The sequence below is a fragment of the Lacinutrix mariniflava genome, from assembly GCF_001418015.1.
Taxonomy (GTDB): Bacteria; Bacteroidota; Bacteroidia; order Flavobacteriales; family Flavobacteriaceae; genus Lacinutrix; species Lacinutrix mariniflava.
In genome coordinates this window covers 21458-33696 of the sequence record NZ_LIQG01000020.1, presented here as the reverse complement: position 1 = coordinate 33696, position 12239 = coordinate 21458, and the positions used below count along the sequence as shown (strand labels likewise).

Genomic DNA, 12239 nt, shown 5'->3' with positions numbered 1-12239 from the left:
TATATACGGTGTTAGCAGTAGTACTTTACATAAATTCAAAAACTGATTTTTTGTCAAAGTCTTCTACTGTCAGAGCAAAATTATCTTCTTTAAAAGGAAATATAGAATGAATTGTGATTTCTTTCTCTTTAGTAACTGAAATTAAATTTCTATATCTTTTTGATGAAGGATATGTTCTTACATTAATTGAAGGGCTTGTTTCAATTATTTTAGCTTTTGAGTTTTGATAAAGCACTACCTTATCAAAATATTCAACTACGCAACCTTCTGGAACTATTGATGTAGATAATGGTGTTAAAAAATTAGCACTTCCATTCTTTAAGGTTGGTAAGTTTTTATTATTTGATACAAAGTACAATTGTTTGTCTTTTGGTTTTGTTAAATTAATATTTACAAAACTCCCATCTTTCATAAAAAAGAATCCAGATGTTGAACTATTAAAGCAGTAATTGATTTGTTCTTTTTCTATTCTCGAATTAGTCAATAACGTTGAGAGGTCATATTTAGAAGAACCAAAATCTGTTATTCTTCTTCTTTCACTATTTTCATCAAATTTTGAATAAGTTAATTTATTTTCAATTTTCTGCGTTTCATTTACAAAATAATCAAAATCATTTTGTTTATCATAGTTTATAACGTCGTATCCAGACCAACCAGTTCTAATTGATTTTTTAGAAACGGGTTTTTCAATAACTTTAAGACTGTTTGAGCTGTTTAAAAAAGTTCCGTGAAATAACCCATTACTATTTGAAGAAATAATTATTTCTCCCGATTTAGCATTTAAACAAGTTACTTTACCGTCGAAACGTTTTTGAGGTTTGGTAGGTTCTAAATTATATCTGTCATCCGAATTTAAATTAATCTCATATAAACCTTCTTTACTACCAATATATAAACGCATTGCATACATTTTAAGGTCAAGAACTGGCATTGTTGGTACTTCATCAATTACTGTATAATCATCTTCATTAAGAATTATTTTGAATTCCATTTCTTCAGAAGCTTTTTCCCACAATTGAATAAAACTTTTTTTCATTTCTCCAATACCAAAAAAGACTTCAGCTTGTCTATTATTGAGATAATCGTTACGTTGAAATGACACTCTAATCAGATTTTCATAATCAGGATATTCATTTATAAGTTTGTATATAATGCGAGATAAAGGCGCATAAGCAATTCTTCCATTTAAAAGAACAAGAAATAAATGACCACTATAAATGTAGCTTTCGATAGCATTTACTTCTAATGTGAACTTGAGAGTTTTCATATTGCTCCTTTTAAAATTTTAATATGCATCCTGTTATCAATAACTTTATCCTTTAACCATTTATCAACAGTTTTATTACTTGGTTCAAATTCTCCACTATGAACTGGGAATCCGTGCCAAGGGTCATCGGTATTTGCAGGGTTCGGGAAAAATGATATTCTTTCTTCTCCATTTCCAAGAATAATATCTCCATTTTCTAAAATTCCGAATAATCCACTATTTTCTTTACATTCCCATTTTCCTTCGTCAGATAGTCTGAAAACCTCAAATTGTTCATTCTGTTTCAAAACCCATTTTGTTTTGTCAGAATTATTCTTTGCTGTTTTGTTGTGGTAAAATACGGGATGATAAAAATTCTTATTTTTAGTTGGTCCAAAATTACCATCACTATTTAGTTTGACTTTCGGAAATTTATATTTCATAGGTTTTTCTTTGTATTACTGCTAACGGTCTTGTATATGAAAAGTAGCGCTGAAAATAAGCGATAACTTTTCGGATGAAACACAAGCCGAATTTTTAAATTTTACTAATTATTTTATTTTTGGGAATTTGTCAAATTTAAAAATTTGGCGACTTCCTAAAAATGCCCGAACATTCGTGTTAGCAACGATTCGCGCTATTTTTTATATACGTTGTTGTGCGTCGTTATTATCTCAAATTTACTAAACATTCGGAATTAATAGGTTCTTTTACTATACTTGTTTCGACATAATCTGTTTTAATAATTGAATTATAACAACCTTTATTATCATATTCATTTCCCGCTACGTGATTACATTCCGTATAGCTTTTTTTACAAATCGAACATTCTGTTTTTGTCGCAATTCCAGTTACGCTCATTCCATTCAGTCTGTTTTGCTTAATTCTTCTTTTAACTACTTTGTCAATAATCATTCCTTCAGCTTTTAAGCCATCATCATCTGTGTAAAGAGAGCACCATCCAATTATCTTTGGTTTATGTTCTAAAAACATAGGCGTAGGAAATTTAGACTTTGGTGATTTGATTTCAAAACACCGTTCAAAACCGTCTTTAAATTCTTTTCTTTTCTTTTTAATCCTTTTTGTCTTTTCCTTTGGAAAGTTTTCACCCAAATAATTGTGTGTGGAATTATCAATTTGAATTATCAAATGTTCTGGATTGATTGTTTCTTTTTTATCAAGACTATCAATTAATTTCTGAATTTTATTTGAAACTATAGCTGTTATAACTCCAATTGGAATTCCGATAAGAGCTATAAATATCGGGTCAGCAAAAAATTCTGCAAGTCCTTTTTTATAAAGTATCTCAATCGGTTGGTCGTTATCAGGCAAAACTTTTACTTCGTAACCTTCTTCTCTTAAATACTTCATAAGTATCAAAGTTTCCCGAGTTACTAATTTCCTGTTTGGAAATCGAGTTTCATAAGGGTTAAAAGATTCTATTTCTATAATTTGTTTACTCAATTTTGTTTTTAGTTACGATTTTTATTTAATGACGCACAACGTGTTTGTATATGATTAGTGGCGTGTTTCAGCACCTAATTTAGTAAATAAAAACGGAATAGAAAATCTGCAAAGATTTTCGTAAGCAAGCTAAAACTAGCCATTAATTATATACGTTGTTATCTATAGGTCTTTTCATAGTTAGCCAGAGTTCAGATGTTTAAATTTTTATATAAATATAATTTAGGAATTCTGGTTTTAGCAACGGTTTAAGCGGAATGATACATTTCTACTGTCAGATTAGCTCAGATTGGTTTTTCTGCGTGTAATTCAGTCGTAACGATAAAGGCAAGCTTTTCAATCTTAGTTTATAAAATCAAACAGAATCCAATCCGTAACGTTTTTCAGATTACATTATTCATCTGAGTAATTATTCCCTTGTTGGAAGTTCAGACTTATAGATTTTCCAATAATTTTTGTTGGTGAGTAACTTATAGATAACGTTTATGTATAAGACTAGTTGCGGGTTTGTATGCGAGGATTTTCCGAAGGAAAATCAGACGTTACAAACACGCAACGACCTTTGATTAAGCACTAAACCGCAATTATTTTTATACGGTGTTGTACACAGTTACTTTCTCAGTTTAAATTTATTATTCTCTTTAATAACAAACAAGTCTTTTTTTGAATACTTTTCTAAATCGTTTTTTGCATCTTGGTTTCCGTTATCATATGCGTTTAATAAATATTTCAGTGCAATTTGTTGTTCGCTTCTTGTTAATTCGGATAATTCAAAACCATTCAGATTCTTATAAGTCTGAAAAACATCATAGGTTGCTTGTTCATAATTATGTTTGTCAGACATCAGTTTAGATATGGGTAGTAATTCTTTAAACTGATATAGTCTTTCCAAATTTAATTTTGTGTATTCATAAACAGAAATGTCTCCGCGTTTTTCAATTATATTAGTAAGTCTTGCAATTTCGTCTTTTGTAACTACCTCTTCTTTTCCAGAAGGATATGTTGATTCTTTGCAAGCCATAAATATTATTAACATAATTATTCCGTAATATTTTTTCATAATTGTGTACAACGTTTATGTATAAGAATAGTTGCGGGTTTGTATGCGAGGATTTTCCGAAGGAAAATCAGACGTTACAAACACGCAACGACCTTTGATTAAGCACTAAGCCGCAATTATTTTTATACGGTGTTGTATGCAGTTTTTATTCTTTTTTATTTCCATTTATAAAAGTCATTTCAGAAGCATTTATTTTGTCAACAACCTCTGAATAATTCAAACTATTTATGTTTTCCGTTTCAATTATCGGTCTGTAAATTTCCGCCTTGGTTTCAATTCCGTTTTGATAAACCCAATTATATAAATCCGTAGAATCTTTTTTATGAGTTCGGATATTTAAACGTTTCCAGTTTTTTTCGATTATTCCAAATTCAGAAGTAGATTTATTCAGTATTATATCTCCACTTTTTGAATCATAATATAATTCTTTTAGGTCGCCATAATGGTCTTCAATTTCCATTGAGTAAAGTCCAAATCCAATAAATCCGACAACTGTAATTATTACAATTCCGAAAATCAGAAGTCCATATTTTAATCCTTTGTTCATTGGTTGTCAAATTGCATACAACGTGTTTGTATATGATTAGTGGCGTGTTTCAGCACCTAATTTAGCAAATAAAAACTGAATAGAAAATCTGCAAAGATTTTCGTAAGCAAGCTAAAACTAGCCATTAATTATATACGGTGTTGGCAACTGTAATTTCTTGGTCAAATATTAATTCCGTTCTAGCATTCAATTCCGTTGTTTTAAATTCAATATTCGTTTTTCCGTTTTCAGATTTCATTGATATAAATTCAGAAATAGTACTTATTACGGAATATTTATCATTTTTCTCTGTTGTATTATAAACTATCCGAAATGGTTCCTCAAGCATATCATAATAAGCTCCTTGGTCTTTCAATTCAGCCGAATCGAATGGGAAAACGTAAAGAGAATCGTTCGTAACAGCTACGTGCGCTTTATTAAATTTGAATTCAATTCGTTCAGTTCCGTAATTTTTTAATAATTCGATAAAAGTTGGTCTTTTTCCATTGAACTTACAATTCAGTTCAGGATAGAAATTCAATAGTTTATTCTCTATCGATTTGTGAATTTCATTCCACGATTTTTTTGTTTGATAATTAAATGTTCCAAAAACGAACAGTTGAAAAAATGAGCAGATTGTTCCGAAAATTCTTTTTCTTTTTTTACGTGTTTTGAATTCCGATTTTAGAAATTCAAACAGATTTATATTTTCGAAGTTCGGATTTTTCATTATTGTTGCCAACGTGTTTGTATATGGTTTGTTGCGTGGTTAAGTACGTAATTTAGCAAATAAAAACCGAATAGAAAATCCGCGAGGGTTTTCGTAAGCAGGCTAGAACTAGCAATAAATTATATACGGTGTTAGCAAATCGTTTTTATTCTAATAATTCTACATAAACGTTGTTAGTTGAAAGTTTTGTGTCCAACGCAAAATAGTTTCTATTCAGAAGTAATTTTTCAGAAGTTGAATCTATTTTAATAAAACGTAAGTCCATTACAAAACCTTCAAATCCATAGTTTTCAAAATTTTTATAGTCAAATTCAAACGTGCTTTTTTCTGATTTAATTTCTTTAACAATTACAGAATCGTTTTCTTTTTGTAGAAAAACTAATGTTATTTCTCTTGAGCTAATTTTTGATTTAGGAATACTATCAGCAGGCGAGTAAATACTGATTTTCCCTTTAAGAATTGAGTCTTTTTTATTTCCAGTAATATTGAAATCAAAAAATTTACTTTTAGAACTATCTATCACTCCTTTTTTGTAAAAAAGCCAAGTATTCCAAAAGGTATCTAGCTTTTTAGAAACATATGCTTCGTTTTCTCCAACTAATTCGCCATTGTCATAATAAGGAATATTAATTCTTTGGTAACGTTTAGAAGTGTCAATTTCTGTTTTATTCAGAATGACTTTTTCAGTTTTTAAGTCCGTTGACTTTTTACATGAGATTAGGCAAAAAAATAATGGTATGTATATGATTTTGAGGTTGTTCATTAAATGTTTGCTAACGTGTTTGTATATGATTAGTGGCGTGTTTAAGCACCTAATTTAGCAAATAAAAACCGAATAGAAAATCTGCAAAGATTTTCGTAAGCAAGCTAGAACCAGCCATTAATTATATACGGTGTTACCAAACGTTTTTATTTTTCAGGTTTATAATTCAGAGTGTTTCCTCTCGGAATATAACTCAAACTTAATAATTCATTACTGTATTCAAGTATAGAATATTCTAAAGTATCAGAATCATTTGTTATAGTTAGATATTCAAAAGGTTTATGTTCAGTGCCTAATTCCTTTTTGTATTCTTTTCGTATTTTGAAATCGTAAAGATCGGAAGAGTCAGTTTCCATTCCTTTGTAAAACATAATCCATTTTCCGTTTTTAATTTCAATTCCAGCAAGTGAATCAATTGTATTTATCCAACGTCCATTTTTTAATTCCGTAAGTTTTGTAATCGGTTTTCGCTCAAGTTCAATTTTTATTTTTTTTGCGCCTTCATTTACTCCTTTTGCAAAGTCAAACATTTCAATTCCAAAATAGGAAATTCCGATAATTACAATTCCAATTATTGTTATTAAAACTCCTTTTTTCATTGGTTTGGTCAAATGTTTGGTAACGTTTATGTATAAGGATAGTTGCGGGTTTGTCTGCGAGGATTTTCCGAAGGAAAATCAGACGTTACAAACACGCAACGACCTTTGACTAATCACTAAGCCGCAATTATTTTTATACGGTGTTAGGCAACGTTTTTTTTATTCAGTTAGAGTGATTTTCACTCCGTTCAACTCAATTCCGTTTTTCAATTCGGTTTTATTTATTCCGTAATAAGGTTTCCATATTTTTAAAATCAGTTCGTTTTCATTTGTCCAACCAACTATTTTAAATCCATCTGGAATGAGTCCGTTTTCAAGGTCTGCTTTGTTTTCGTTATTTTCGATAACTGACCAAAAAACTCTTGAGTATCCAAATCCGCCATTGTCAAATTGATATTCGTAATATTTGTGTTTTTTGTTCGGTGAAATAGATTCCGAGATAAGAACGAAACTGGCGTCTTTTAGAGAATGTTCAGAATGAAACGCTTCCGCAATTTTGTCAAAATCCGAGTTGATTTTTATTCCGATTCCAACAATTCCAATTAGAACAATTCCGACTATTATTAATATCCATTTTTTCATTCAGTTCGCGGTTTCTCAAATGTTGCCTAACTCCTGGCGGCTATGAGTTGTTTTTTGAAATTTGAATATACGAAGTATTTTTAAATTTCAAAAAATGACTTATAGCCTAACGTTCTTGTTTAGTGCGCAGCGAAGCGAAGCAATCAACAAGAACGTTAGGCGTAGCCGCCAGGAGTTCTGGTTAATGCAGAGCGCAGCGGCGCATTAACCAGAACGTTTATGTATAAGAATAGTTGCGTGTTTGTATGCGAGGATTTTCCGAAGGAAAATCAGACGTTACAAACACGCAACGACCTTTGATTAAGCGCTAAACCGCAATTATTTTTATACGATGTTAGCAAAAGTTTTTATTCCTTATTCAAAAATTCAGTTACTAAATTATTCTTTTCAGATTCCATTTCGCAAGTCCAACTGTCTATAAACCATCTTCCATTTTCATAATGAAGTTGAATGCTATTTAGTCCTCGAACATTGGATTCAGTTTTTGGGTCAGTTCGTATTTCAAATGCGCTCCAAACTTGTGCAATATTTCCGTATTTACTAATTTTTCTTTTAAGTTCCTTTTCATAAAAATCCTCTTTCGGTGATAATCCGATTGGAATATATTCCGCTTCAAGAGTATGTGATTCCGCTTTTCCGTTTTCGTCTAATCTTGTGATTATAGCATTTTTTGAATGAATAAATTTATCTCTTTCAAATTCCCAAGGTTCACTACTCGAACCAGAAACAACATCATAATACGCGTTTATTATCGCATCTAGTGATTTTACGTCTTTCTCATATTTTTCCTCGTTAGTTTGTCCGAATATTGAATTGAAAGCGAAAATTATGCTAATTGATGTGAGTACTATTTTATTCATATTGATTGGTTTTTCAAATTTTTGCTAACGTTTTTGTATAAGGTTAGGTGCGTGGTTAAGCAACTAAATTAGTAAATAAATACTAACTAGAAAATCCGAAGGGATTTTCGTAAACAAGCAAAAACTAGCACTTAATTTTATACGATGTTGTATGCAGTTATTTTATCAGTCGGAATGAATTAAGAAATTGTTCAATTAATACTTGCTCTTCGCCTAGATACATTATTTGATACGACCTATTTCCAACAAAAAATATTTTTCCTTTTATTCCTCCTTTTAGACCTCTTGGAACATTGGCATTTGGATTTAGAGAAAATTCAAAATATTGTCCATTCAGATTATGTTGTTCAGTTGGCTCTTGTTTGGTCAATTTAAATACTCCACCATATTTCGCCTCAAGAGTTTTTAGAATCTGATTATAAGCTTGTTCTTTAGACCAAGATTCCGATTTCATTATGTATTCAGGAAAATCTATATATTCAGCCATATAAATCATTTGTTGTCCTGCAACAACTTGATAATTATGGATTTTATATTTATCCATTCCAATTTGATTATCTATTACTTGTAATTTTGGTTTCATTGGAAAATCAATTATGAAATTCCCGCTTTCAGAAGCATATTCATCTGATTCAGTTTTATACATTTCGGTTTTGTCTTTCGACTGTGACTGACAAGAATTTAAAGTGAAAATAGTCAGTAGGATAATCAATAAATTTTTATTCATAAAGTTTGGTTTTAATTGCATACAACTCCTGGCGGCTATGAGTTGTTTTTTGAAATTTGAATATACGAAGTATTTTTAAATTTCAAAAAATGACTTATAGCCTAACGTTCTTGTTTAGTGCGCAGCGAAGCGAAGCAATCAACAAGAACGTTAGGCGTAGCCGCCAGGAGTTCTGGTTAATGCAGAGCGCAGCGGCGCATTAACCAGAACGTTGTTGTATATGGTTTGTTGCGTGTTTCAAGCAACTAATTTAGTAAATAATTACCAACCAAGAAAGTCCGCGAGGACTTTCGTAAGTAGGCGATAAGCCAGCAATAAATTATATACGGTGTTAGCCACAGGTATTTATTATTTCCTTCAAATATTGTTTAACTTTCGGATGTTCTTTATCGTATGTTGAAATATCTTTTTTTGAAATTGTATCACAAATCGTTTTAGATAAAAATAATTTCATACCTAATGTATTAAAATCGATTTCGTGTTTATCTTCATTGTTTTGTCTGCACATTTCAGTTGTGAAGTCAAGAATTGCTTTTCTATTATAAGCAGGAAGTGTTCTTTTTTTTCTGTCGGCTTTTTTTATTTGGGAATATTTTTTCTTTCTTAAAAACTTATTTACTGAGTCAAAAAATAAATCTGGATAAATAAAATCCTCAAGTTCTAAATCATTAAACTTCTCATCATCAAATCTATTTATATATGAACAATTAAGTTCCAAGGATGCATAAGTTTTATTGTTTAAAGAATTAAATTTACTTCGTCCAGCTGGATCTCTATCGAAAATTGCAACTATTTTCGGTTTATATTCTAGTTCCGAACAGAAATCATTTAAGAATTGTAAAAACCCTGGATATTTGTCAACACCACCGCCAACTAAAATATTAGGTATTGGAAGATTAAATTTTTTCATTAATACAATAAATAAATCTTTATCTTCTTGTCCTTCAACAAGCAAGTTAAAAGGCATAACTTCCCAAGAGTCATTTCTCCCTATTCCAAAATTTTCTTTTATTTTCTGTGCTTGTTCAAAATTGGAACCTTTAAAAATCACTGTATTTAATTTGTAAAAAAGTAAACCTTTTTTTCGTGAATATTCTTTTAGTTCTTTTGTGCCTTCAAATAAAAATGTGTTATTTAGTTCGTTAACGTCAATAAAGAAATGAGAATGAGTTGTAATTATTATTTGACTTGAATTTGATTCTGAAATTAGTTTAGAGTATAAACTTTTTTGTAAACCAGCTTGAAGAAATGCTTCAGGTTCATCTATAGCCCAAATAATATCTCTTTTAGTTCTTGAATTAACGTATTGTATTAAAGATAATAAAATTGTTCTTTGAATTCCACTTCCTTTAGTTTCTAATTTTCGCTCATTTGTGTCAAACAAAGTAAACTCAATAATTTTAGATATTGCGTCTCTTAAAAATAGATATTCTGGAAAGCGGATTTGAAGTTTCCAATCATTGGAATCTATTGAATCTACCTCTTTTAGTAGGCTTTGGAAAATTTTAGTTAATTCATTTTCTATTTTTCCAACAGATTGTTTTGAAAGTTCAATAAACTCGTCAAGTTTTGCTAACGATTCTTTTTGGTTTTTCCCTCTTCTTTTATCTAGGCCTAATGGCAATATTTCATCATTAACTATTTCGGAAACTAATTTCGGGATATTAACATTACTAGCCTCGACAAAAAAGAATTTGAAGTTTTTACTAAGGAAATCACGAGTCTCTTTTTCTGTAAGTTCGATGTCACCTTTTTTTCCTTTTATTATTATTTCTTTTATTCCTTGTTTTTCTGTGAAACTTTGAGTTATTGAATAAATAATATTACTTCCAGTTTCAATTATTTTTGCCTTTAATGAAATCGCATAACCTTGTCCTCTAGAGCCTTCTACTATGTGATAAGGTATATCGTCTTCGGCATTGAAATTTTCAATATTTGGATTAAAGAACAAATTTAAAGCTCTCAAAAAATTCGTTTTACCAACATTATTTGAGCCACAAATTGTTATTAAATTTCCGTCATTTATTGTCAGTTTAATATTTGAAATAGAGCGAAAATTTTTAATAGTAAATTCCGATAATTTAAATTTCATTCGTGAGTTTTTTTTTACTTGTGGCTAACGTGTTTGTATATGGTTTGTTGCGTGTTTAAGCACTAAATTTAGCAAATAAAAACCGAATAGAAAATCCGCGAGGGTTTTCGTAAGCAGGCTAGAACCAGCAATAAATTATATACGGTGTTAGCAACTGGCTTTTATTTCGTTTTATCTTTTAATAGAATTAAACTTCGTGGTTCTCTTCTTTCTTTAATATTTATAATTCGTTCTTCTACTTTTCCTTTACGACCATCTTTTGGGTTTTTTTCTCTACCATTTTTCACATCAATAGTAGTCATTATATTGACAAGCATAATGCTTTGTTCTATTCCTGATTCTTTTTCTGATTTCTCAATATCTTCTTTTGCTTTTTTCTTGTAACCATAATGGTCAAACGTTTCAAAAATCTCATTTGGATATTTACTTTTAAGTTTTAGAAGAGATTCCTCAATGATTTTCATAACAGAATTTGCAAACTTAATAGTTTCTTCTTTTGTTGGTATATATCCTTTATGGATAACCTTATTTCTAAATGGAATTTCACTATTTGGATTTAATAACAAAGGTTCTTCTCTAAATGCTTGTAAATAAAGCATTATGTAGGCTCCAAGTTGTCTTTCTGATTGATTTGAGATTTTTTTCCAAGATTTATTTATTAACTCAAAATCAATTTTGGATGTTCTTAATGTCGTTTTTATAAAAAATTCAAAGTATCTTTCCATTGCTGAAGTCAGTGAAGAAACAGATTCACGATAATAACCATCAACAATTGCATTTAGTCCATATTCGAATAGAATTTCAAAATGTACATTATCTATAACAGTTTTTGCTTTGTGACCTTTTAAGCAAGTAAATTCATAAATTCCGTTATTATTGACTTGTTCGAATGGTGTAGGTATTGAAGTTCCGTCAAATGTTTTTTCTCCTTCTTTGTCTACTTGTTCAATTATACAATCAGCACAGGCTAAATCTAATAACATCATATTTTATTTTTTCGGGTTTATTTCCATTCGAGTGAGTGCTTGTTGCTAACGTGTTTGTATATGATTAGTGGCGTGTTTCAGCACCTAATTTAGTAAATAAAAACGGAATAGAAAATCTGCAAAGATTTTCGTAAGCAAGCTAAAACTAGCCATTAATTATATACGTTGTTATCTATAGGTCTTTTCATAGTTAGCCAGAGTTCAGATGTTTAAATTTTTATATAAATATAATTTAGGAATTCTGGTTTTAGCAACGGTTTAAGCGCAATGATACGTTTCTACTGTCCAGATTAGCTCAGATTGGTTTTTCTGCGTGTAATTCAGTCGTAACGATAAACGCAAGCTTTTCAATCTTGGTTTACTTTATTGATCTTTTTAATCTAAAATTATCTTGGTTTATAAAATCAAACAGAATCCAATCCGTAACGTTTTTCAGATTACATTATTCATTTGAGTAATTATTCCCTTGTTGGAAGTTCAGACTTATAGATTTTCCAATAATTTTTGTTGGTGAGTAACTTATAGATAACGTTTATATATACCAAATCTAATCAATTTTTAAGGTATTACATGCTTATATGGTAGAATAACCCAACTTTTATAT

Annotated in this window: 13 protein-coding genes; all 13 read right to left on the bottom strand. The window is 30.0% G+C overall.

Annotated features, from left to right (window positions below):
• Window positions 1-25: 25 nt before the first annotated feature.
• The 13 genes from ASC44_RS03430 to ASC44_RS03370 all read right to left on the bottom strand — a co-directional run bounded on the left by ASC44_RS03430 (window position 26) and on the right by ASC44_RS03370 (window position 11635).
• Entirely contained in the window at window positions 26-1267 is a 1242-nt protein-coding gene (locus ASC44_RS03430; RefSeq protein WP_055446230.1) for a hypothetical protein, read from the bottom strand.
• A complete protein-coding gene (locus tag ASC44_RS03425) occupies window positions 1264-1689 on the bottom strand; it encodes a hypothetical protein (protein ID WP_055446229.1) in 426 nt (141 codons plus the stop codon). Before ASC44_RS03425 ends, ASC44_RS03430 begins: the two co-directional genes overlap by 4 nt.
• 226 nt (window positions 1690-1915) lie before the next feature.
• Window positions 1916-2710: a hypothetical protein gene (locus ASC44_RS03420; RefSeq protein WP_055446228.1), complete on the bottom strand. Its 795-nt coding sequence runs from the start codon at window positions 2708-2710 to the stop codon at window positions 1916-1918.
• A gap of 610 nt (window positions 2711-3320) precedes the next feature.
• Window positions 3321-3770, bottom strand: a complete 450-nt coding sequence (locus tag ASC44_RS03415) for a hypothetical protein (RefSeq protein ID WP_055446227.1) — start codon at window positions 3768-3770, stop codon at window positions 3321-3323.
• A gap of 145 nt (window positions 3771-3915) precedes the next feature.
• The gene (locus ASC44_RS03410; RefSeq protein ID WP_055446226.1) at window positions 3916-4317 is read right to left on the bottom strand and encodes a hypothetical protein; all 402 of its coding nucleotides are present in this window, start codon (window positions 4315-4317) and stop codon (window positions 3916-3918) included.
• Between the two features lie 124 nt (window positions 4318-4441).
• Complete coding sequence (locus tag ASC44_RS03405; RefSeq protein WP_055446225.1) at window positions 4442-5026, bottom strand: hypothetical protein; 585 nt, start codon at window positions 5024-5026, stop codon at window positions 4442-4444.
• 145 nt (window positions 5027-5171) lie between these two features.
• Window positions 5172-5789: a hypothetical protein gene (locus tag ASC44_RS03400; RefSeq protein ID WP_055446224.1), complete on the bottom strand. Its 618-nt coding sequence runs from the start codon at window positions 5787-5789 to the stop codon at window positions 5172-5174.
• 146 nt (window positions 5790-5935) lie between these two features.
• A complete protein-coding gene (locus ASC44_RS03395) occupies window positions 5936-6388 on the bottom strand; it encodes a hypothetical protein (RefSeq protein ID WP_055446223.1) in 453 nt (150 codons plus the stop codon).
• 159 nt (window positions 6389-6547) lie between these two features.
• A complete protein-coding gene (locus tag ASC44_RS03390; RefSeq protein ID WP_055446222.1) occupies window positions 6548-6970 on the bottom strand; it encodes a hypothetical protein in 423 nt (140 codons plus the stop codon).
• 347 nt (window positions 6971-7317) lie between these two features.
• Window positions 7318-7830 (bottom strand): hypothetical protein, encoded by a 513-nt coding sequence (locus ASC44_RS03385; RefSeq protein WP_055446221.1) that lies wholly within the window; start codon window positions 7828-7830, stop codon window positions 7318-7320.
• A 157-nt stretch (window positions 7831-7987) separates the two neighbouring features.
• The gene (locus ASC44_RS03380; RefSeq protein WP_055446220.1) at window positions 7988-8557 is read right to left on the bottom strand and encodes a hypothetical protein; all 570 of its coding nucleotides are present in this window, start codon (window positions 8555-8557) and stop codon (window positions 7988-7990) included.
• 331 nt (window positions 8558-8888) lie between these two features.
• A complete protein-coding gene (locus tag ASC44_RS03375; RefSeq protein ID WP_055446219.1) occupies window positions 8889-10649 on the bottom strand; it encodes an ATP-dependent nuclease in 1761 nt (586 codons plus the stop codon).
• A 161-nt stretch (window positions 10650-10810) separates the two neighbouring features.
• Complete coding sequence (locus tag ASC44_RS03370; protein ID WP_055446218.1) at window positions 10811-11635, bottom strand: hypothetical protein; 825 nt, start codon at window positions 11633-11635, stop codon at window positions 10811-10813.
• Window positions 11636-12239 lie beyond the last annotated feature (604 nt).

Excerpts from the sequence above, each read along its gene's own strand:
- ASC44_RS03430 (WP_055446230.1), bottom strand. The coding sequence starts at position 1,267 with ATGAAAACTCTCAAGTTCACATTAGAAGTAAATGCTATCGAAAGCTAC.
- ASC44_RS03425 (WP_055446229.1), bottom strand. The coding sequence starts at position 1,689 with ATGAAATATAAATTTCCGAAAGTCAAACTAAATAGTGATGGTAATTTT.
- ASC44_RS03415 (WP_055446227.1), bottom strand. The coding sequence starts at position 3,770 with ATGAAAAAATATTACGGAATAATTATGTTAATAATATTTATGGCTTGC.
- ASC44_RS03410 (WP_055446226.1), bottom strand. The coding sequence starts at position 4,317 with ATGAACAAAGGATTAAAATATGGACTTCTGATTTTCGGAATTGTAATA.
- ASC44_RS03405 (WP_055446225.1), bottom strand. The coding sequence starts at position 5,026 with ATGAAAAATCCGAACTTCGAAAATATAAATCTGTTTGAATTTCTAAAA.
- ASC44_RS03400 (WP_055446224.1), bottom strand. The coding sequence starts at position 5,789 with ATGAACAACCTCAAAATCATATACATACCATTATTTTTTTGCCTAATC.
- ASC44_RS03395 (WP_055446223.1), bottom strand. The coding sequence starts at position 6,388 with ATGAAAAAAGGAGTTTTAATAACAATAATTGGAATTGTAATTATCGGA.
- ASC44_RS03390 (WP_055446222.1), bottom strand. The coding sequence starts at position 6,970 with ATGAAAAAATGGATATTAATAATAGTCGGAATTGTTCTAATTGGAATT.
- ASC44_RS03385 (WP_055446221.1), bottom strand. The coding sequence starts at position 7,830 with ATGAATAAAATAGTACTCACATCAATTAGCATAATTTTCGCTTTCAAT.
- ASC44_RS03380 (WP_055446220.1), bottom strand. The coding sequence starts at position 8,557 with ATGAATAAAAATTTATTGATTATCCTACTGACTATTTTCACTTTAAAT.
- ASC44_RS03375 (WP_055446219.1), bottom strand. The coding sequence starts at position 10,649 with ATGAAATTTAAATTATCGGAATTTACTATTAAAAATTTTCGCTCTATT.
- ASC44_RS03370 (WP_055446218.1), bottom strand. The coding sequence starts at position 11,635 with ATGATGTTATTAGATTTAGCCTGTGCTGATTGTATAATTGAACAAGTA.